At 35.6% G+C, this 22729-nt stretch carries 21 protein-coding genes; 20 read left to right on the top strand and 1 reads right to left on the bottom strand.

What is annotated here, in order from left to right; all coding sequences use genetic code 11:
• The first annotated feature begins 328 nt into the window (after nt 1–328).
• From ABD692_RS19295 to ABD692_RS19340, 10 genes are all read left to right on the top strand, one after another.
• The gene (locus ABD692_RS19295; RefSeq protein WP_344769599.1) at nt 329–1183 is read left to right on the top strand and encodes a UDP-2,3-diacylglucosamine diphosphatase; all 855 of its coding nucleotides are present in this window, start codon (nt 329–331) and stop codon (nt 1181–1183) included.
• A gap of 24 nt (nt 1184–1207) precedes the next feature.
• On the top strand, nt 1208–2197 hold the full coding sequence (locus ABD692_RS19300) for a glycosyltransferase family protein (protein ID WP_316764085.1): 990 nt from the start codon (nt 1208–1210) through the stop codon (nt 2195–2197).
• A 58-nt stretch (nt 2198–2255) separates the two neighbouring features.
• Complete coding sequence (locus ABD692_RS19305) at nt 2256–3236, top strand: DUF6427 family protein (RefSeq protein WP_316764084.1); 981 nt, start codon at nt 2256–2258, stop codon at nt 3234–3236.
• Between the two features lie 124 nt (nt 3237–3360).
• Entirely contained in the window at nt 3361–4095 is a 735-nt protein-coding gene (locus ABD692_RS19310; RefSeq protein ID WP_344769602.1) for a type III pantothenate kinase, read from the top strand.
• Nucleotide 4096: 1 nt separating this feature from the next.
• Nucleotides 4097–5386, top strand: coding sequence for a BamG family beta-barrel-assembly machinery protein (gene bamG / locus ABD692_RS19315; protein ID WP_344769604.1), 1290 nt, complete (start codon nt 4097–4099; stop codon nt 5384–5386).
• A complete protein-coding gene (locus ABD692_RS19320) occupies nt 5386–5964 on the top strand; it encodes a hypothetical protein (protein WP_344769606.1) in 579 nt (192 codons plus the stop codon). Before bamG ends, ABD692_RS19320 begins: the two co-directional genes overlap by 1 nt.
• Nucleotides 5965–6096: 132 nt before the next feature.
• A complete protein-coding gene (locus ABD692_RS19325; protein WP_425567360.1) occupies nt 6097–8181 on the top strand; it encodes a SurA N-terminal domain-containing protein in 2085 nt (694 codons plus the stop codon).
• Between the two features lie 66 nt (nt 8182–8247).
• A complete protein-coding gene (locus tag ABD692_RS19330) occupies nt 8248–8763 on the top strand; it encodes a DUF2480 family protein (protein WP_316764066.1) in 516 nt (171 codons plus the stop codon).
• Between the two features lie 91 nt (nt 8764–8854).
• On the top strand, nt 8855–9628 hold the full coding sequence (locus ABD692_RS19335) for a DUF3108 domain-containing protein (protein ID WP_344769611.1): 774 nt from the start codon (nt 8855–8857) through the stop codon (nt 9626–9628).
• 2 nt (nt 9629–9630) lie between these two features.
• Nucleotides 9631–10194 carry a DUF3109 family protein gene (locus ABD692_RS19340; RefSeq protein WP_316764448.1) on the top strand — a complete coding sequence of 188 codons (564 nt, stop codon included), beginning with the start codon at nt 9631–9633 and terminating at the stop codon, nt 10192–10194.
• Nucleotides 10195–10235: 41 nt separating this feature from the next.
• Here the strand turns inward: ABD692_RS19340 and ABD692_RS19345 are convergent, their stop codons facing one another.
• A complete protein-coding gene (locus tag ABD692_RS19345) occupies nt 10236–10883 on the bottom strand; it encodes a LexA family transcriptional regulator (RefSeq protein WP_344769613.1) in 648 nt (215 codons plus the stop codon).
• Nucleotides 10884–10998: 115 nt separating this feature from the next.
• Between ABD692_RS19345 and ABD692_RS19350 the strand changes: the two genes are divergently transcribed.
• The 10 genes from ABD692_RS19350 to ABD692_RS19395 all read left to right on the top strand — a co-directional run bounded on the left by ABD692_RS19350 (nt 10999) and on the right by ABD692_RS19395 (nt 22704).
• Entirely contained in the window at nt 10999–12165 is a 1167-nt protein-coding gene (locus ABD692_RS19350; RefSeq protein WP_344769615.1) for a hypothetical protein, read from the top strand.
• Between the two features lie 361 nt (nt 12166–12526).
• The gene (locus ABD692_RS19355) at nt 12527–12979 is read left to right on the top strand and encodes a HEPN domain-containing protein (RefSeq protein WP_344769617.1); all 453 of its coding nucleotides are present in this window, start codon (nt 12527–12529) and stop codon (nt 12977–12979) included.
• Nucleotides 12980–13160: 181 nt separating this feature from the next.
• Nucleotides 13161–14213 carry a dTDP-glucose 4,6-dehydratase gene (gene rfbB, locus ABD692_RS19360; protein WP_316764053.1) on the top strand — a complete coding sequence of 351 codons (1053 nt, stop codon included), beginning with the start codon at nt 13161–13163 and terminating at the stop codon, nt 14211–14213.
• A complete protein-coding gene (gene rfbC, locus ABD692_RS19365; protein ID WP_316764052.1) occupies nt 14213–14755 on the top strand; it encodes a dTDP-4-dehydrorhamnose 3,5-epimerase in 543 nt (180 codons plus the stop codon). The genes rfbB and rfbC overlap by 1 nt, the downstream gene beginning before the upstream one ends.
• 1 nt (nt 14756) lies before the next feature.
• Entirely contained in the window at nt 14757–15614 is an 858-nt protein-coding gene (gene rfbD, locus ABD692_RS19370; RefSeq protein WP_344769620.1) for a dTDP-4-dehydrorhamnose reductase, read from the top strand.
• Between the two features lie 63 nt (nt 15615–15677).
• Nucleotides 15678–16538 carry a glucose-1-phosphate thymidylyltransferase RfbA gene (gene rfbA / locus ABD692_RS19375; protein WP_316764046.1) on the top strand — a complete coding sequence of 287 codons (861 nt, stop codon included), beginning with the start codon at nt 15678–15680 and terminating at the stop codon, nt 16536–16538.
• A gap of 268 nt (nt 16539–16806) precedes the next feature.
• Nucleotides 16807–17445, top strand: coding sequence for a DUF6266 family protein (locus tag ABD692_RS19380; protein WP_344769622.1), 639 nt, complete (start codon nt 16807–16809; stop codon nt 17443–17445).
• Between the two features lie 129 nt (nt 17446–17574).
• On the top strand, nt 17575–18846 hold the full coding sequence (locus ABD692_RS19385) for a nucleotide sugar dehydrogenase (protein ID WP_344769623.1): 1272 nt from the start codon (nt 17575–17577) through the stop codon (nt 18844–18846).
• A gap of 99 nt (nt 18847–18945) precedes the next feature.
• The gene (gmd, locus tag ABD692_RS19390) at nt 18946–20082 is read left to right on the top strand and encodes a GDP-mannose 4,6-dehydratase (RefSeq protein WP_344769624.1); all 1137 of its coding nucleotides are present in this window, start codon (nt 18946–18948) and stop codon (nt 20080–20082) included.
• Between the two features lie 36 nt (nt 20083–20118).
• A complete protein-coding gene (locus ABD692_RS19395) occupies nt 20119–22704 on the top strand; it encodes an SLBB domain-containing protein (RefSeq protein WP_344769626.1) in 2586 nt (861 codons plus the stop codon).
• Nucleotides 22705–22729: the final 25 nt, after the last annotated feature.

The raw sequence follows: 22729 nt of genomic DNA on the forward strand, positions 1-22729 counted from the left end.
ATGGGTTTTTTGTTTTTATTAAACAATTAAAAGATTTCTAATTCAAAATACTCATCCAAAATTCCATTTAACATATTTTATCAGTTTGGTAATAAATTTAACAATGGCGTAACATTTGTTTGATAAACAGTGTCTTACATTTGTATTGTAAATCAGATATTATGTTGGAATCATTTTTTGCCATCTGTCTCTTAATAATCATCATTTATTTTTTTAGCCCTTTTGAGGTTAAACTAGATGAGGAAGAAGAGTGGTAATATAATCTCAATCTGTTTAAACTGCCTAAACCAGGCGGTAATAAAGTCCCCTCTCCTAAAAATTCCCTTTTATGGATAAAAGAAATGTCGATGTAGTCGTTATATCCGATGTACATTTAGGTACCTATGGTTCTCATGCCAAAGAACTTTTAAAATATCTAAAAAGCATAAAGCCTAAAACACTCATTTTAAACGGAGATATAATCGATATCTGGCAGTTTAGTAAAAGTTATTGGCCCGAATCGCATATGAAGGTAATTCGTAAGCTAATGAAATTTGTTTCAGAGGGTGTAGAAGTTCATTATTTAACTGGCAATCACGATGAAATGCTGAGGAAGTTTGATGGCATGGAAATGGGCTCTTTTCATTTAGGAAATAAATTAATTATGGAGCTCGATGGCAAAAAAGCCTGGTTTTTCCATGGCGATGTTTTTGATGTAACCATGCAACATTCTAAGTGGCTGGCTAAAATGGGCGCTGTAGGTTACGATACTTTAATTTTGATAAACAGCTTTGTTAACTGGTTTTTAACGGCTTTTGGAAGAGAGAAAATGAGTTTCTCGAAAAAGATAAAAGCCAGATTTAAAGATGCGGTTAAATTCATTAACAGTTTTGAACAGGTTGCAGCAGAACTTGCAATAGAAAAACGTTACGAGTATGTGGTTTGCGGTCATATTCATCAGCCAGAGAAAAGAGAAATTAGCGTAGAAGGCGGGAAAGTTACGTATCTGAATAGCGGAGATTGGGTAGAAAGTTTAACAGCGCTCGAATATAATGATCAAAGCTGGAGCATTTTTAAATATGAACATAAAGATTTTGTTAAGGATGAAGTTGATGAAGGAATTCTTTCGGATGCAGAAGATTTAAAGAGTAAATTAGACATTAATCTACTTTTACAAAATATTAAGTATGAAATTGCCCGATAATTTTAGATATTCGGCTTTTAAGAAATGAAGATACTTTACGCAATACAGGGAACTGGAAATGGGCATATTAGCAGGGCAAGGGAAATTATTCCATTACTCCAAAAATATGGTGAGTTAGATATTCTGGTTAGTGGAACTCAGGCAGATGTTAAGCTGAGTCAGCCTGTTAAGTATCAGTTACACGGTTTCAGTTTTATTTTTGGTAAAAAGGGCGGAGTAGATCATTTCAAAACCTGGCTAAGCATGAATCTTTTCCGTTTCAGGAAGGATATGAAGCAAATCCCAATAAAGGATTACAACCTGATTGTAAACGATTTTGAACCAGTAAGTGCCTGGGCATGCAAATTACAAGGTGTAGAGTGTGTTTCATTGAGCCATCAGGCAGCATTTAAGTCTAAAAAAGTACCCCGCCCTAAAACAATCGACTGGGGAAAAGTTATTTTAAGCCACTACGCACCAACCAAATATCATATTGGTTTTCATTTCGATCGGTATGATAGCTTTATTCATACACCAGTTATACGAGCGGAGATTAGAAGTTTAAAAAGCGAAAATTTAGGCCATTATACCGTTTATTTACCAGCTATCGATGATAAGCGATTGGTTAAACTTTTAACCCAGATCCCTGAAGTTAACTGGCAGGTTTTTTCTAAACATAATAAAGAAGCCTACCAGGAGCAAAATGTTTTTGTAGAACCCGTTAATAACGAAAAGTTTAATAAAAGCCTTGCAACCTGCGAAGGGCTTTTTACGGGCGGAGGTTTTGAAGGTCCTTCCGAAGCACTTTATTTAGGTAAAAAACTGCTGGTAGCACCTATGCGTTTCCAATTCGAACAACAATGTAATGCCTATGCATTAAAACAATTAGGTTTGCCTGTTATTTGGGGAAGTAATAAAAAGTGGCTCCCGATAATTAAAGATTGGGTTGCAAATGATCAGAAACACCAATTTAATTTTCCTGATGAAACCGCAAAAATCATTGATGATATGGTTAAGAAATACGCAAGAGTTTAAGTTTTAGCCTTTCAGCTTTCAGCTTTTTATCTTTACTTTGCCTACTCTTAAAGAAGGCATGATTAATCAGTTCAGAAAATTAAATCCGGTTAACCTCATTTTGCTATTGGCTTACACATTTTTCATGCGTATGGTCATTTTTTATGAAACACCCGCCCATTTGAACTTCGATTTTTTAGAGCCGTTTGCACGCTTGCTGATTGATGTCGATTTAGAAAACGCATTTTCATCATCAGCTAACATCTTCTTTGCGGCAATTTTGGTTTTTACGCAGGCATTAATATTTAACAGAATAATTAATAATCATAATTTACTTGCAAAACCAAGCTTTTTACCTGGATTAATGTACATAACAGGTGCAAGTTTATTTTTGCCTTTTATGATTTTAAGTCCAGCCTTAATTTGTAATTTCTTACTAATCTGGATAATCGATAAGTTTTTAAAGCTCAATAAAAGTGCAAATTCGATAACCACAGTATTTGATATCGGAATGATTATCGCCATTGGAACCTTAATTTACTTTCCATTTATGGCCATGTTGTTAATGATTTTTCTATCCCTTTTGCTTTTCCGCTCTTTTAACTGGCGAGAATGGGTTGCGGGTTTGGTTGGTTTTTTAACTGTATTTTTCTTTCTTGCCGTATTTTACTATTGGGAAGACAACTTAAACTCTTTTTATCAGATATGGAAACCGCTTGGAAATAAATTTCCTTCTGTTTTTAAGATTAATTACAACGATTATTTGGTTCTGATTCCTGTTGCCGTAATTATTATTCTGGCCTCCTTGCAGCTTCGAGAAAACTTTTTTAGAAGTTTTATCAGTACCCGAAAAGGCTTTCAGATGTTGTTTTTCATGTTTCTGGTTTCATCAGCAAGCTTCTATTTAAAACCAGATTTTCGAATCTGGCATTTCTTGCTTTGTGTTCCGCCAGGAGCGGTACTTTTGGCCTACTATTTTAGCAATGCAAAGAAGCGTTGGTTTTACGAAACACTGTTTTTACTGTTTGTTCTTTCCGTACAGTACTTTCTGTTTGTTTAACCTTTTTTAACAAAATGATACCTCGAAACTTGGTAAAGATTAATAGCTTTGTGGCGTGATTGTAGAATTTTGCAATAATCAGTGCTTTTTGTAATAATCCAGTAATCGGTTCTTATTTAAATAAATGCATAATTTAAGTATTGATATAGGTAATACATCAACCAAAGTAGCCGTTTTTAAAGGGAAGGAAATTGTCCATTATCAACGGTTTAATAAAATTACAGCAGATGATTTACAGCCTTTAATCACACAGTTTGAAGTCGAAAAATCGATAGTTAGTACCGTTGATGAAGAAATAACGCAGCTTGAAGATTTTCTACAACAAACAACAAAATACGTTCGTTTTTCAGCTTTGCTGAGTAATGGCGTGCATAACAAATATAAAACACCAGCTACTTTAGGCCTAGATAGATGGGCCGCGGTTTTAGGAGCCAAAGGGATTTTTGAAAAGCAACCTTGTTTGGTTATTGATGCAGGAACTTGTATCACCTACGATTTATTGAATAGTAGAAGCGAATACTTCGGAGGAAGTATTAGTCCAGGAATTACCATGCGGTTTAAGGCAGTTCACGAGTTTACTGGTCGCTTGCCATTAATAAATTGGAGCGAAGAAGAACCTATTCCTGATGGAGAAAATACCGAAACAGCTATAAAAAATGGTGTTTTGCAAGGGATTATAAATGAAATTGAAGGGTTTATTGCCCTTAATAAGATAAAAGAAAGTGCCTTAAAGGTTATTATAACAGGGGGTGATGCCATTTTTTTGTTTAAGCAATTACAAAACAGCATCTTTGCGCCTCAAATAATAAAAGATCCTTACTTGGTATTAAAAGGATTAAATGAAGCTATTGCAGATTAAAATGTACAAAAGAATAAATTATATTACAGCCATACTCGTTCTAGTTTGTGGTTTCAGTGTTCAGGCACAGGTTACAACTTCATCCCCATATTCTAGATATGGTTTTGGAAACGTTAAAGGCTCTTTACTTCCGCAATTAAGGGCAATGGGTGGTATTTCTACCGCTGTAAATAAAGTTAATGGCTTTAATTACATTAATATGCAGAATCCAGCCTCATATTCTGGTATTAACCTAACCACAATCGATCTTGGTATGAGTGCCAGTTTGAGCAGCTTATCCAGAAATAATTCCTCAGAGAGCAATTTTAACGCAACTTTTAGCCACCTTGCTTTTGCAGTTCCGGTAAGTAGAAAATCGGCTATAAGTTTTGGTGTTTTACCTTATTCTGATTTAGGTTATAGCTATAAAAACACAGTAAAAATAGATACCATGTCTGTAGATCAGCTTTATCAGGGTGAGGGTGGTTTATCGAAAGCATACCTTGGTTACGGTCGTCGCTTTGGCGATCACTTAAGTATCGGTGGTAATGTGGAGTATATTTTTGGTAATTTAATAAGCACAAGAGCAACTGAATACACCGATGCTGGAGCAATCAATTCGAAATTGCAAAATAAAAATAGCGTTGGCGGTTTCAATTATTCTTATGGTATTCAGTATAATTTTAACATAGCGCCTAAAACTATGGTAACCTTAGGTTATTCTGGTAGTAGCTCTGGTAAAGTAAATTCAAACCAGTCTTACTTCGCTACCATTTATAATAAGGATGCTAATGGTAATGAAAATACCGCGTTAGATACATTAAGCGCTGTAGTAAGTGCTAAATCGAGCATTAAATTACCAATGTCTCATAATTTTGGTATTTCGATTCAACAAACGGATAAGTGGTTAATCGGAGCCGATGTTAGAACCAGTAAATGGTCTGATGTTAGCATTAATAACGTTAATCAAGGTTTACAAAATAGCTATGGTGCTTCAATCGGCGGACAGTTTACGCCAGATATTACATCTTACAACAGTTATTTTAAACGTGTAGATTATCGCTTAGGTTTCAATTATGATAAAACCTATATCAAAATAGGCAATCAGGATATTAAGCAAATGGGTGCTTCACTAGGATTTGGTTTCCCACTTCCTTCTTCAAACGGTTTATCTTTTTATAAAATTAACTTTACAACAGAAGTTGGTCAGCGAGGTACACTTAACAACAATTTAGTTAAAGAAAAATTCATCAACTTTCACTTAGGCTTTACCTTAAACGATACCTGGTTCCGTAAGTACAGGGTAGATTAATGACATCGAAGGCATTTTTATATGGCTTTGTTTTGGTGTTACCATTATTTTTGGTTTCCTGTGGAGATGATGACCTGAAAAAAGCCAATGCCATTTCCAATCAAAAAGTTGTTTTAAATAGAGATCGTACCCTCGGGGTAGAAATTATTTACAGCGATTCGGCCAGAGTAAAAGCCAAAGGCAACGCTCCTATTATGGATAAGGTAACACCCGAAGGCGGAGGATCTTATCAGGAAATGATCAAGGGTGTTAAAATTGATTTTTTTAACGCCAATCAGCCAGGCGTGGTCGACGGCACCTTAATTTGCGATTATGCCATCAGGCGTGATCAGGAGATGAAAACCTTTTTCAGGAAAAATGTAATTGTTAAAAATGCCAAAGGCGATACTTTCTCTTCTGAAGAGTTGATTTGGGATGAATCAAAAAAGATTTTCTATTCTACACAAAACGTTACAATCAAAACTACCGATGGTAATATTCTTAACGGTGTAGATTTCGAAGCACCACAGGATTTTAGTACTTATAAAATAAATACTGCCACGGGGCAGGCCGTATTAAAGGATGAAATCGTGCCTTAAAAAAGCCTTTTTTTTGCTTCGCTATTTGCTTAAAAATTAAACAGTTGATAAATAAAATTTTGTGTTTTCTTTTTTGAGGCAAATTTGTATCTTGCGCCCTCTTAAAAAAAACTAAATAATATAAAGTACAATATGGGATTAATGACATTTTTGCGTAACCGTGCAGGCTATATACTAGTGTTTGCTATTGGTTTTGCAATTGTTGCATTTTTAGTAGGCGATGCAATTAACGTGGGTAAGCCTTTTTGGGCTGCGAACCAAAAAACAGTAGGTTCGGTTGATGGAAACGATATCAGCATTGATGATTTCGGGCCAAAAGTAGAGCAAAATTTAAATCAGTTTAAACAACAATATGGCGGTAGTGCAAACGCACAAATGCAATCAATGGCTGTAGATCAGGCTTGGAATGCAGAATTAGCTAACGTATTGTTAAATAAAGAATACGATCGTTTAGGTTTAACTGTTTCTGAAGATGAATTGGTTGACTTATTAGTTGGTCAGAACCCAAGCCCATTAATTAAACAATACTTTACCAACCCTCAAACAGGGCAGTTGGATCGTATGCAATTAAACAGCTTTTTAAAATCTAAAGAGCCGCAAGCACAAAGCCAATCGGCAATGTTGCAAACAGAAGTTAAAAACCAAACTTTACAACAGAAATATTCTAACTTAATCCGTAATTCGGTTTATGTTACTTCGTTAGAAGCTACAGATGAATATACAAATCGTAATAAACTGGCTAACTTTAAATATGTTAATCTTGATTACACGAGTATTCCTGATGCATCAGTTAAATTAACAGATGCTGATTATTCAGAATATTACGATCAGAATAAAGCACGTTTTAACAACCCGTCAGAAACCCGTACTTTCGAATACGTTGCTTTCAGTATTAAGCCAACTAAAGCAGATTCTGCAGCGGTTAAAGCTCAAATTGAAAAAATTGCTGCCGATTTCAAAGTTGCGGCTAACGACTCTCTTTTCGCTGCAATTAATTCAGATGTTAAAGTTCCGTTCACTTATTTATCAAAAGGAAAATTAGATCCGGCAGTAGATTCAGCGGTATTCTCTTTACCTGCAGGTAGTTTTTACGGTCCAGCTTTATCTGGTAATTCTTACAAAGTAATTAAAGTAGTTTCAAGCCGTTTCTCTCCTGATTCAGTAAAAGCTAGTCATATTTTAATCGATCCGGCTAAAGTTGGTGGCGAGGAAAACGCTGTTAAATTAGCTGACTCGTTAAAAGGTTTAGTTTCAAAAGGTGGTAGTTTTGCTGAATTGGCTAAAACTTATAGCGTAGATGGTTCGAAGGATAAAGGCGGTGAGCTAGGTACTTTCGCTCGTGGTGCAATGGTACCTGAGTTTGAAAACGCAGCATTCGACGGAAATACCGGCGATTTAAAAGTTGTTAAGTCTCAGTTTGGTGTTCACTTAATCAAAATTGAAAAACAAATCGGTTCTTCTAAAGTAGCTAAGTTAGCTTATGTAGAAAAATCGTTAGCAGCAAGTAGTAAAACTCAAGCAGCAGCTTATAAAGCAGCAAGCAATTTCTTAGCATCTGCTAAAGGAAACGATTTTGCTAAACTTGCTGAAAAGGATAAATTAAAACTTGCCGTAGCAGATAAAATTACTGCAACACAAGGTTTTGCTCCAGGTTTAGATAATCCTCGTAAATTAATTCAAGCTGCTTATGCTGCAGATAAAGGTGATGTTTTACCTGAAATTTACACAATGGCTGATGCATACGTGGTAGCACGCTTAACAGATGTTAAACCTAAAGGTATCCTACCATTAGATGCAGTTAAAAAAGAAATTCAGCCAATGGTGCTTAACGTAGCAAAAGCTAAATTATTAAAAGCTAAATTTGAAGGTGCTGGTAAAGGTAGCTTAGAGCAAATAGCATCTAAAGTTGGCCGTTCAGTTATGCCAGTTCAAAATATTGTTTTTGCAAACCCAATTATTCCAGGTGTAGCTCAGGAAAACGCATTGGTAGGTTCTGTATTCGGTTCTCAGCCAGGTAAAGTTTCAAATGCTGTTAATGGCGAACGTGGTGTATATGTGTTCACAGTTGAAGGATTCTCAAGTCCAGCTCCGATTGCTAACATGTTTAAACAAAAAGAAACAATGATGTTAACCTTGGGTCAGCGTTCTTTAGGATCAGCTTTCCAGGCTTTACAAGATAATGCTAAGATAAAAGACAATCGCGTGAAATTCTATTAATTAGAAATTGCGTAATTTTGTAACCGTTCCGATGTATAGTCGGAACGGTTTTTTTATTTACGTGCCATGGAAATTCAGGAAAACTTCGTTAATAAAGTTGCAAATAGTGGTTTAATCTCCTTAAACCTGGAAGAATATTATCATCCGGGAGAAAGAGTAGTTTATGATATCAAGGAAAATCTTTTCCATGGCTTAATGCTAAGAGAGAAGGATTTCAGAGAGTTTATTAAAACGCACGACTGGGCGCAATATCAAGATAAAAATGTTGCCATAATCTGTTCTGCTGATGCTATTGTGCCAACCTGGGCATATATGTTACTGGCGAACCGATTAAAACCTTATGCCAACGAAGTGGTGTTTGGTGGTTTAGATACCTTAGAAGCAATGTTGTTTACAAAAGCGTTAGCCAAAATTGATCCCCAAACTTTTGCAAACGAACGTGTAGTTGTTAAAGGTTGCGGCGATATAGATGTACCCGTATCTGCCTATGTAGAAATTACCAATTTGTTAACGCCTGTTGTTAAAAGTATCATGTTTGGCGAGCCTTGTTCAACCGTGCCTGTGTATAAAAGAAAAGACTAATTTTGGTTTGCTTTTTGCATAGTTGTAACGAATAGCTGCAAATGAGTCGTTTATTATGTAGACATTCACACAAATGAAACACACAAAGCAAATGAAAAATATATTTTTTATTCTCACGTTAACGTTAAGCAAGTTTATTGCTTCGGCGCAGGAATTGCCGCTGAAAAAGGACGCTGTTTTTCAAGACGGCGAAGTTTTAAGCTATAAGTTAAAGTACGGATTTATTACAGCTGCCGAAGCGACTATAAAAGTTCTGAATTCCGATTTGAAGTTTGATAACAAACCTACTTATAAACTAACAGTCGATGCAGAAACCTCTGGAACTTTTGATGTCTTTTACAAAGTAAGGGATCATTACGATTCTTATATCGATAAAACAGATTTGCTTCCGTATTTCTATCAGGAAAATATTAGAGAAGGTAGTTACAAGAGACAAGATAAAGCAAGGTTTACGCAGGATGCCAAAAAAGTAGTGTCGAACAGGGGGACTTTTACCACACCGACTACGCAAACATTTGATTTGGTTTCTGCTTATTATTTTGCCCGTAGTTTAGATATTACAAAACTTAAAACAGGTGATAAGTTTAAATTAAATTATTTTCTTGGCGATGAAATTTCAGCGCTCGAAATTGAATATATCGGTAAAGAAACTGTTAAAAGTAAACTTGGTAACATTCGCTGCCTTAAATTTAGTCCTTCTATTAAGCCAGGTAGAATTTTTAAAAAGGATAGTCGTTTGTATCTTTGGGTTACCGATGATGGAAATAGAGTGCCTGTAAAAGCACAGGTAGAAATTTTAGTTGGTGCAGTAACCATGGAGTTAAAATCTGCCTCTGGTTTAAAATATGCTTTAGCAAAAGAGTAATGATGATAGAAGTTGAACAAGTGCTGGTGCACGAAGATATTTTAAAAGAAAATTTCGTTTGCAATTTAAGCAAATGTAAAGGTATTTGTTGTGTAGAAGGCGATTCTGGTGCTCCTTTAGATAATGAGGAAAAAGCTATTTTAGAGGAGATTTACCCTAAAATTAAGCATCTTTTAAATCAGAAGGGCATAAAAGCAATTGAAGAACAAGGTACTTATGTAGTTGATGCAGATGGCGATTTGACTACACCATGTGTTGATACAAATAAAGAGTGTGCATACGTACTTTTCGAAGGTGGTATTACCAAATGTGCTATCGAAAAGGCTTATGAGCAAGGTATTGTAGATTGGCAGAAACCGATCTCCTGCCATTTATATCCAATCAGAATAACCAAATACCCCGAATTTGAAGTCTTAAATTATGACAGATGGCACATTTGCCACGATGCCTGTACATTCGGTCGGGAGTTAAAAGTGCCTGTATATAGTTTCTTAAAAGGACCACTTATCCGCAAATACGGCGAAGAATGGTATAAAGAATTAGAAAGCTCCGTTGCGGCAATGTAAACTAACAGTAAGTCGAACAACTAATTCTTAGCGCAACCATGCTAAATTAGGTTTCTGGTAATTTTTCCTTTTATGATATAAAGTGCCGTGATACTATTTTTCTCAACAATCGTATCACCCTTAAAATTTGGATTAGATGAACGTAAAATCAGCTTGTTTTTATCGCTATGCTCAAAAATCAGTTTAATGCTGCGTAAATGATTCGACTTTTCATTAGTCATGATTACATAGGCTTCTCCCCATTGTAAAACATCGAAATTCGTTATTTCTCTAACGGCTATAATTTCGCCTGAAGCATATTTCGGGTACATGCTATCTCCATAAACAGGTAAATAAGCAGTACAATCATTAAAAGGCTTATAGTTTACAAAATATTCGGCCTGGGATTCCTCCAAGATAGATAAATCTTCATCTGCTAAACTGACATTAAAGTAAGGAACCCCTTCTTTAGTTTCAGAAATTACAGGGCCTTTTTTTAGGAAAGGTTCTCCTTCACCATCTTCAAGCCATTTAATATTTACATTAAACTTCAAAAACAATCTATCCTTTATCGCATTAGAAATTCCAATTCTTTCTCTTAAAATATCAGAAAGAGATCCTTGCTGAATGTTCAAACTTTCAGCAAATTCTTTTTGTGTTTTAAAATTTAGTCTATCTAGGATGATTTTTAGTCTTTGATTTTCAGTCATTTGCAGTTATATTAGTAAGTAATATGAATTATTATTCATAATACTTACTTAATTTATTATGTTTGTTTAAGTAATCGCAAGATAATATTAATCAATGTACTTAAACGAACCAAATATGAAAGACAAGATTTTATATTCTGAACCTCTGTTTCTTTTTCTCGAATCTTTTTTTGAATCAAGAACTGTATCCAAACATATTCATTTCCTGGAAGAGTGGTTGCAACTGGTTTTGACGGATAAATTTTACACCAAATGGAATAACCCTGCAGATATACTTTTCTTTTATAACCAGTTCGTCGAACTTTACGAGCATTCGTCTAAATTGATCGGAGATGAAAGAGCTTCGGAAGAGGTTGAGTCTGTTTCTGCAGCTAGGGCTCAGCTAAAGCTTAGTTACAAGCCACAATATTTATCAACAGAAGAAATTTTAAATCCGCTGTTAGCGATTCAAGGCGTTTTTAAAGATTACGATTTTGCTTATTATAAATCAGCGCTCTACGAATGGCTTGAAGAAGCCCTTAATTCAGCTTTATCAGATATTGATGGAACAGAGATATTTCCAATGTATGCAAATACAAAAAAACTTATCGAAGCCAATTGGTTGTTGCTTCAATATTTCGTAAGTAAAGATCAGCAAGAAAAAAATGTAAAAGCATTAATTTGCTTTGAACAAACATGCCCGCTTCTTCTGCAGAAATCATATTTAAATGATCCCTATAAAGAAATTGAATCGTTTTTTAGTGGCGCGAGTTTGGGCGAATATCGTAAAGATTTAAAAGATTGGTTTAGGGCAGCACTAATAGAGCATGTTTCCTTTAAGCGAAGCAGTAAGCTAATTTATTTTCACAGCCAGCTTATTCAGCTCATACATGCGGGGTATTTAATTGTAAACAATAACTTAATCTATCAACGAAACGAGCCCTATTGCAGTAATGCAAATACATTTAAAGACTGGATAATTGGTGTGAAAGCTAAAACCGAAGAAGAAACTGGTGTTGAAACATCCAATTATGATGTTTTTGCGTTAAGCGATGCGGAAAAACGCGACCCTTTACAATACGTGTATAAAACGCTGAAGCTGAAAAAAATTAAAGAGATTAGATATGGATTACAAGAATGGCTTTACTGTGCTTTAAGTAAGCAAAACAGTTTGATGGACATAGAGGATCAGTATATTTTAAAATTGTATGAAACCCTAGAGAAGTTACTGGAAGCCTTTTTTCTGTTGGTTACAGGTAATCCTATAAAAGCAGAATTTAACGCCGAAGGGAAAACGTTATGATTGAATTGGCAAAAACAGACTGCGAAGAAAATGATCAAGACTATTGGAACATTAATGATGAAAACAGTGGCCAATTAACTGATTTAATTAAGTTGCTTGTTCGGGTAATCCCATCGTTTATATTTTTCGTTGTAAAGATTGTAACGAACAAATCAGGCTAATTATCATCACCGATCAGCATCAATATCAGGATTCAGATAAAACCAAAACGCTTTTAAATTTTCTTAGTGTGGGGCGCTCTAATATTCATCTAGCTTATTTTTGCTACGGAACCATGTTTAATTTCCTACAAAGAGGTCACATATTCTTTTCTGTAAACTGCACCGCTGCCAATTGTATTTTCAAAAAGAAGGATTTAATAATGCTGCCAGAGCGTTCTGATTTATTAACTAAAATAACCGAAGATGCGCTGCGTGTTTTTAACCTGGAAATGGAAAAGGTTTCTAGCTTTTTTTATGGAGCAGAGGTATACTTTAAAGAAAACAAACTTAATATGGCTGCTTTTATGCTTCATCAAACTTGCGAACAGTTATATCGCTTAATCATTTTGATTTTTAGGCGAAAGGATTTTAAAAGCCATCAACTTCAACTCCTCCGAAAAGAAGCTGCATTCTATTATCCTCAAATTTATAACATCTTTCATATTAAAGAAACCAAAGAACTTAAATGGATTACCCTTTTACAGGATTCTTATTTGGGTGTTCGCTATCAGGATGATTATTTTATTAAACCAAAAAACTGCATTTTTTTAAAAGAAAAAATTGAAGAAATGCTCTTAATAATCAAAACAGAATTGTTTCAGACTTTGGTTTAGGCGATAATGGATGAAGTCTAAAGGACTTTGTCTTGTAACATATCCCTCGAAAATGATTGTTGCAGAAGGTAATTTAACTGAATGATATCATTTTTTGCCGATTTGTAAAAGTGTAATAAGTTGTTTATGTGTAATATCTATCTTATTTTAGCGGATTGAAAAAAACATTTATCCAGATCAAGTGAAAAAAATCTTAATTACCGGTGGAGCCGGCTTCATTGGCTCTCATGTCGTACGCCGTTTTGTAAACAACTATCCTCAGTATGAAATTGTAAATCTCGACAAGTTAACTTATGCAGGGAACCTGGCAAATTTAACGGATGTGGAAAATAAGCCTAATTACAGGTTTGTTAAGGAAGATATTACAGACGCGACTGCGATGAATGAATTATTCAAAACAGAAAATTTTGATGCGGTAATACATTTGGCAGCAGAAAGTCATGTAGATAGATCAATTACCGACCCAACAGCTTTCGTAATAACCAATGTAATTGGTACGGTAAACTTATTAAATGCTGCCCGTGAGTATTGGAAAGGCGATTATGATAAAAAACGTTTTTATCATGTAAGCACAGATGAGGTATATGGTGCATTAGGAGAAGAAGGTATGTTCACAGAAACAACAGCCTACGACCCACATAGCCCTTATTCAGCTTCAAAAGCAAGCTCTGATCATTTCGTGCGTGCTTATCACGATACTTACGGTATGGATTGCGTGATCTCAAATTGCTCGAATAATTATGGCTCACATCATTTTCCTGAGAAATTAATTCCGCTTGCCATTAACAATATTAAAAATAACAAGCCAGTTCCAGTCTACGGTAAAGGCGAAAACGTTCGCGATTGGTTATGGGTTGAAGATCATGCCCGAGCTATTGATGTAATTTTCCACAACTCTAAAACTGGAGATACTTACAATATTGGTGGCCATAACGAATGGAAAAACATCGACTTAATCAATCTGCTTTGCTCAATTATGGACCAGAAATTAGGTCGTGAAGAAGGTGAATCAGCTAAATTAATTACTTATGTAACTGATAGAGCAGGTCATGATTTGCGTTATGCAATCGACTCATCTAAGTTACAGAATCAATTAGATTGGGTACCAAGTCTTCAGTTTGAAGAGGGCTTAGCTAAAACAGTTGATTGGTATCTTCAAAATGAAGATTGGTTGAACAATGTAACTTCAGGTAATTATCAATCTTACTACGAACAACAATACAACAATAAATAATGGAGATTCAGGAAACAGGTTTAAAGGATTGTGTGATTATCAAACCCAGAGTTTTTGAAGATGCAAGAGGTTATTTTTTTGAGAGCTTTAATAAAAATACCTTTGAAGAGAAAACTGGAATGTCGGGTGCGTTCGTACAAGACAATCAATCATTTTCATCTTATGGTGTAATCAGAGGTCTTCATGCGCAATCAGGTGAATTTGCACAGGCAAAATTGGTTCGAGTGATCAAAGGCGAAGTTTTAGACGTTGCAGTAGATATACGCCCAGGTTCACCAACTTATGGTAAACACATTTCCGTGAAATTAAGTGCGGAGAATAAGTTACAACTTTATGTTCCTCGAGGATTTTTACATGGTTTCTCTGTGTTAAGTGAAACTGCTGAATTCTTCTATAAATGTGACAACTTTTACAATAAAGCATCTGAAGTTGGTGTAATGTACAATGATAAAGATTTGGCGATCGATTGGATGATTCCCGCAGATCAGGAGGCCGTTTCGGACAAAGATTTAATCTTAAACAGCTTTTCTTCTCTAAAATAATATGAATAAAATATTAGTAATCGGCGCTGGCGGTCAGTTAGGTCAATGCCTTAAAACCGTTGCAGAGCGTAGAGGGATTTCGGAAATTGTTTTTCCTGTAGAACAGGAAGCAAACATCCTAAATCAGGGATTATTAAACAGTCTTCTGGAAAAGGAAAAACCAAAATTCGTGATCAATTGTGCAGCTTATACTGCGGTAGATAAAGCGGAAGATGAAGTTGATTTATCGAAAGCGGTAAATGAAACAGGTGCTGCTAATCTGGCGAAAGCTTGTAAAGCAAATGGGGCAACTTTAGTTCATATTTCTACTGATTTCGTGTTTGAAGGAAATGAAGTAAAACTTTTAAAAGAAGAAGATGCTGCAAATCCTATAAACGTTTACGGTGTAACCAAACTGGATGGCGAAAATGCGGTAATCGATATTTTAGATGAGCATTTTATCTTACGTACCAGCTGGTTATATTCTGAGTATGCAAACAATTTTGTGAAAACCATGCTTAAGCTTGGTGCTGAACGCGATGAGTTAGGTATTATTGCAGATCAGGTAGGTACGCCTACCTATGCAATTGATTTAGCAAATACAATTTTTGATATTATCCAATCTGAAAATAAAAGCTATGGGTTATATCATTACAGTAATGAGGGCGTAACCTCGTGGTTCGATTTTGCTAAAGCCATATTCGATATTAGCAATACCGCGGTTAAGGCAAATCCAATTCCAGGTTCAGCATACCCAACAAAAGCAAAACGTCCGGCTTTTTCGGTAATGGATAAATCGAAAATTAAATCTACTTTTAATATACAAATTCCATATTGGAGAGATAGCTTGGTGGAGTGTATTAAACAATTGAATAAATAATAAATTAATGAAGTGTAGATTAGGAACGATCTTAATCTATAATCTCAAATCAAAGACCAAAATATGAAAGGCATAATCCTAGCCGGTGGCAGCGGAACACGTTTACATCCTTTAACTTTAGCTTGTAGCAAACAAATGATGCCGGTTTACGATAAACCGATGATCTATTATCCTTTATCAACTTTAATGCTTGCTGGGATCAAAGAAATTTTAATTATTTCTACCCCGCACGATTTACCAAATTTTGAGAAACTATTGGGTGATGGTGCTTCTTTAGGTTGTAAATTTAGTTATGCCGTACAGGCAGAGCCAAACGGATTAGCACAAGCATTTGTAATTGGAGAAGAATTTATTGGTAAAGATAAAGTTGCTTTAGTGCTTGGTGATAATATTTTTCATGGCGATGGAATGGCAAAGCTATTACAAGCCAGCTCCGATCCAGAAGGTGGAGTTGTTTTTGCTTATCAGGTTTCTGACCCCGAACGTTATGGCGTAGTTGAATTTGACGAAAATAAAAATGCAATTTCGATCGAAGAAAAACCTGAGCAACCAAAATCAGATTATGCGGTACCAGGATTATATTTTTATGATAACGAAGTTGTAGAAATTGCTAAAAATATCAAGCCATCTCCACGTGGCGAATATGAAATTACCGATATTAACAAGGTTTATTTAGAAAGAGGTACTTTAAAAGTTGGTGTTTTATCTCGTGGTACTGCCTGGTTAGATACCGGAACTTTTACCTCATTAATGCAGGCAGGCCAGTTTGTTCAGATTATTGAAGAACGCCAGGGCTTGAAAATCGGCTGTATTGAAGAGATTGCTTATCGCATGGGTTTTATCAATGCAGAACAGCTTAAAGCAATTGCTACACCACTTGTTAAAAGTGGTTATGGAGCTTACCTACTAAAACAAATTAAGTAAGTTTAATATAAAATTATTAAAAAAGTTCTTGTCAGTTTAAAACTGGCAAGAACTTTTTTTTTGAAATAAGATGTTATAAGTAGTGTTATCAAACAGGGTAGATATTAAGGGTTTGTGTCGCAGTTAGTTCGGCGTTGGTTCGCAGTTAGTTCGGGGTTGTGACAATCGTATCCGACCAAACTCCGAACTAAATGTAAATTAAGTTTGACTTAATGGTTATCTTTTTATTATCTTGGTATAATCATCCCATAATCTTTAAAAAAAAATTATGGCTCTACTAAATGATGGAATTAACGGTGGCTTCACCGGAAAAGCAGGCAGTATTATTGGCTACCAGCTAAACGGAAAATGGATAATCAAGGGATTACCCAAATTGAGTAAAAAAAATAAGGAAGGCACCCTTTCACAAAATGTCTGTCGTAAAAAATTTACGCTGATGCAGGCATTTCTTTCTCGTGTTCTTGGTTACATTAAGATAGGTTTTAATATCGAATCCAAATTGAGAATGATGACTGCCCACAATGCAGCAAAATCGTATAACATGCTCCATGCTTTCGACGAGTATGATGAGATTGACTACTCGAAAATTTGTTTAACCTACGGTAATTTAACTGGGGTTAAAGATCCACAATACCTTACGAATGATCTGGGGATTCAATTTACATGGACTCATGAAATCTATCCAGATTATAACAGGAATTATGATCAGGTTATGATCCTTGCTTTTAGCCCTAAAGATAATATTGCCTTTTCTGTTTGTAGTGGTTCGAAAAGAAAATCTGGTACAGAGGTTTTAGAAATTCCTTCTTTTTATAAAGGGAGCAAATTCCATACCTGGATTTCCTTTGTTTCTGATGATCGGTTGAGTATTTCGATGAGTAGCTATGTTGGTGTAATTACTTATTGAGGGTACCGTACCTTGTAGTTTGTTGCGCTGCTTGAATATGAATGCTTTGGTTTTTAATGAAAGTTGGAAGGCTATAATCATAACCTAAACTAATGATTTTAGTTATCTTTACCCCGATACATTAAGTAAATGGATAAAAAAAAGCAGCTAGCAATTATAGGATTAGGTTATGTTGGATTGCCATTAGCAATTGAGTTTGCCAAAAAATATTCAGTTGTAGGCTTTGATATAAATGAGCACAGAATATTAGAATTAAATAATGGTCATGATCATACCCAGGAAGCAAATCTTGATGAGCTAAAAAATGTAATCGATAATTGCGATATCAAATTTAGTTCAAATCTTCCCGATATCAGTCAGTGTACGGTTTACATTGTTACCGTTCCGACACCTATAGATCATTTGAAAAGACCCGATTTGGAGCCTTTACTTACCGCATCAAAAATGCTGGGAATTGTATTGAAAAAAGGAGACACGGTTATTTACGAATCAACGGTATACCCAGGTTGTACAGAAGAAGATTGTGTTCCTGTTTTGGAGAAGATTTCGGGATTAAAGTATAATGTAGACTTCTTCTGCGGCTATTCACCAGAACGAATTAACCCTGGAGATAAAGTTAATACATTAACCAAAATAAAAAAAGTAACCTCAGGTTCTAATCCTGAAATTGCAGTAGAAATAGACAACCTATATTCAAGCATTATTATTGCAGGTACACATTTAGCTCCGAGCATTAAAGTTGCAGAAGCTTCAAAGGCGATTGAAAATGCACAACGTGATGTAAACATTTCGTTTGTAAATGAACTTGCCTTAATTTTTGATAGGATGGAAATTGATACAGCAGACGTATTAGCTGCTGCAGCTACCAAATGGAATTTTTTAAATTACAAACCTGGTTTAGTTGGTGGCCACTGCATCGGTGTCGATCCGTATTATTTGGCATTTAAATCAGAGTCCTTGGGCTATAAACCTGAAGTTATTTTATCTGGTAGAAGAGTTAATGATAACATGGGTATGTTTGTAGCGAACAAAGTTATCAAAATGATGGTTGCCAGGGATAAAACCATCAAAAATGCCAAAGTACTAATACTTGGCTTCGCTTTTAAAGAAAACTGTCCAGATACCAGAAATACCCGTGTAATCGATATTTATAAAGAATTAAGGTCTTTTTCGATCGATGTGGATGTGTATGACCCCTGGGCGGAGGCCGACCTTGTGCAGGCAGAATACAATATCTCTTTATTAAAAAATGAGCCCTCAGAACATTATGATGCGATTATTTTGGCTGTCGCTCATACAGAGTTTTCGGAACTGAATTATGCGGCTTTCAAAGAAGCTGGAACGATAATTTTTGATACAAAGTCATTTATCGACAGAAAATTATCTGATGCAAGATTATAATCTGAAAAACATAAAGAAGTTGTTAGTTGATTATTTTAGTTTTTCAACTCACCAATATTATTACCTATATTTGCAAGCTTAAACTCTATGAAATAATTTATGAAGGTTGCTCTTATTACTGGTGTTACCGGACAGGATGGTGCTTATTTAGCCGAATTTTTGCTAAAAAAGGGGTATTTTGTTCATGGTCTAAAAAGAAGAAGTTCTCTGTTCAATACAGATCGAATTGATCATTTATACCAGGATCAGCATGAAAATAATGTGCATTTTAAATTGCATTATGGAGATTTAACCGATTCGACCAACCTGATCAGAATCATACAGGAAACTCAACCAGACGAGATTTACAATTTAGCGGCCATGAGCCATGTTCATGTAAGTTTTGAAATGCCAGAATATACTGCAAATGCAGATGGTATTGGCACTTTAAGGTTGCTTGAAGCCATTAGAATTCTCGGTTTGACAGGAAAAACGAAAATCTATCAGGCTTCAACTTCAGAGCTGTACGGCTTGGTACAAGCAGTTCCACAGAGTGAAACTACGCCTTTTTATCCACGTTCTCCTTATGCTGTAGCAAAAATTTATGGTTACTGGATCACAGTGAATTATCGTGAAGCTTATGGCATGTTTGCTTGTAATGGTATTCTGTTTAATCACGAGAGTCCTTTACGAGGCGAAACTTTTGTAACGCGTAAAATTACAAGGGCGGCAACTAAAATCGCTTTAGGTTTACAAAATTGTCTTTATTTAGGTAATCTTTCCGCTCAAAGAGATTGGGGACATGCGAAAGACTATATCGAAGCGATGTGGCTTATCTTACAGCAAGAACAAGCAGAAGATTATGTAATTGCAACTGGTGTTACTACAACCGTTCGTGATTTTGTTCGTATGAGTTTTGCTGAGCTGGGCATTGAAGTCGAGTTTTCAGGTAAAGACGAAAACGAAAAAGGCGTAATCATTAACGTAGATGAAGAAAAAGCAGTTGCTTTAGGTTTAAATTTGGATAATTTAAAGCCAGGCCAAACCATAGTTAAAGTAGATCCGAAATATTTCCGTCCAACTGAAGTAGATTTATTATTAGGTGACCCGACAAAATCAAAAACTAAGTTAGGCTGGCAGCCAAAATACGATCTACCTGCTCTAGTTAAGGATATGGTAATTTCTGACCTTCACTTAATGAAAAAAGACGAACACCTGAAAGAGGGTGGTTTTAAAACCTTAAATTACTTTGAATAAACGATAGGCTCAATAGCTGATCGCAATAATATATCTATGAAACAAAAATTAGTTCTTTTAACATCTTTCATTTTTTTTATATTTTTAATCAACACGGATGTGTTGGCTCAAAGTAACTATGCCAATCAAAAGGTAGATGAACTTTCTGATGCGCAAATTAAAACCTTGATGCAACGTGCAGAATCTTTGGGCTACAGTGATGCGCAATTAGAGCAAATGGCTTCTGCTCAGGGCATGAAGCAAGATGAGATATTAAAACTTCGTAAAAGAGTTGAAACCATCAGGAAACAAGGTTCTTCAAGCACTGCTGTAAAGCAAAGTGCTGTTAAAAGCAGTTCTAATAACACAGAGCGGCAATATCTTGGATCGACTGATAGTACCTCAACAAATCAACCCACTAAACAAGATTTGATCGATAAAGCTTTCGATGATTTAAAGCCGAAGATTTTTGGTTCACAATTATTCAAAAATTCTAACATCACTTTCGAGCCTAATTTAAGAATGGCTACTCCAGCTGGTTATGTTATTGGTCCGGATGATCAATTGCTGATTGATCTGACGGGAGATAATGAGGCAAATTATGATTTGAAAGTTAGTCCAGAAGGATCAATTCGCTTAGAATACGTAGGCTTAGTAAAAGTTGGTGGTTTAAGTATTGATGAGGCCCGTTCGAAGATTAAAAATCTGATGGGTTCAACCTATCCGGGCTTGCGTTCTGGAAGAACCAACTTAGCTATTAATTTAGGGAATATACGAGGTATTAAAGTTATTTTAAATGGGCAGGTTACAAAACCTGGTACTTATACCTTATCATCTTTATCTAGCGTATTCAATGCGCTATATGCTGCAGGCGGCCCGAATGATAACGGCTCTTATCGTAAAATTCAAGTGGTTAGAAATAACCGTGTAGTGGCTACCGTAGATTTTTATGATTTAATTATCAATGGTATGCAAAAGGGGAATATTCGTTTGCAAGACCAGGATGTAATTAATGTTCCAGTTTATGAAAATAGGGTAGAAGTTGTAGGAGAGGTTAAAAACCCTGCGATTTTTGAAACTTTAGCTGGGGAGCATTTTCAAAATGTATTAAACTTTGCTGGTGGCTTTTCAAATATAGCCTATCAATCAGCTGTTAAAGTTTTCCAAAATACAGCAAGAGAAAGAAAGATCAGCGATATTTTTGCTGCTGACTTTAATACTTACGTACCTAAAAATGGAGATAGATTTTTTGTAGAACCCATTTTAGATCGCTTTGAAAACAGAGTTGAAATTAATGGTGCAGTTTTCAGACCAGGTTATTTTGAACTGGAAAAAGGCATGACCTTAAAACAACTTATTCAGAAGGCTGATGGTTTAAAGGAAGATGCCTTTATGAACCGAGGTTACATTAGCAGACTGAATGCGGATAACACACTGGCGTTAGAATCTTTTGATGTCGCAGCGATCATGAATGGAAGTCAGACTGATATAGCTTTGAAAAGAGAAGACAAAATTACCATTTCTTCAATTTTTGATTTAAGAGAAGAATATAAAGTTACAGTACAAGGAGAGGTGAGAGAACCAAATCAGTTTCCTTATGCTGAGAATATGAATCTTGAAGATGCAATTCAAATGGCTGGGGGGTTCAAAGAAGGGGCCACTCCAAATCGTGTTGAAATTTCAAGGCGTGTTCGCAATAGCAATATTCAATCTGTTGCCGCTAGTACAGCAGATGTTTTTACCATTAACATAGATCGTAACCTTAAACTGGTTACAGATACGGTTTTCAAATTACAACCATTTGATATTGTTTCGGTTAGAAGCGCAGAAGGCTATGTAGTTCAAAAGCAAGTTAAAATTGAAGGGGAAGTTTTATATCCAGGCACCTATACGATCAAAAGCAAAAATGAGCGAATTTCCGATTTAATCAAGAGAGCTGGAGGATTAACTGCATTAGCTTACACAGATGGTGCTTCTTTAAAAAGACCAGGCCGAGACACCACCTTATTCCAAAGCCAAAAAGATTCTTTACAAAAGGAATTATTAATAAGAAGAGCAAAATATGGGGATTCTTACTCCATGCAAAATTTGCTTAGTAGTTCTAAATCAGATGAACGCAAACAAGAAGAGCAAGCTAGGATCTTGAATTTGCAAAGAGTTACACAATCTGGTGTAGATACAACATCATTTAGAAGACAGCCTCAAATTATTGCCTCGGACATGGTTGGGATAGATTTAACGAAAATTTTAGAACAACCAGGAAAAAGAAATGATTTGTTATTAGAAGATGGGGATATAATTAAAGTGCCCAAGCAATTGCAAACTGTGAGAGTTAGTGGCGAAGTACTTAATCCAAATAGTATTGTTTTTAGAACGGGAAAAAGTTTTAAAAGTTACGTTAACGGGGCAGGTGGCTTTACAGCCAATGCTTTAAAAGGTCGGGCCTATGTTAAATATGCAAATGGGTCAGTTGAGGGCGCACGGAATTTCTTGTTCTTTAATAACTATCCAAGAATTAAACCTGGTGCCGAAATTTTGGTGCCTAAACGAGTTGAAAGAGAAAGGATAACAGCGGCAGCCTGGATAGGCATAGGAACGGGTTTGGCATCTTTGGGAGCAATTATAGTAAGTTTGTTGAGGTAGGTTGACAGAATAAACAACACATTAG

Origin of the sequence: Pedobacter ginsengiterrae, from assembly GCF_039537385.1 — a bacterium.
Lineage (GTDB): Bacteria > Bacteroidota > Bacteroidia > Sphingobacteriales > Sphingobacteriaceae > Pedobacter > Pedobacter ginsengiterrae.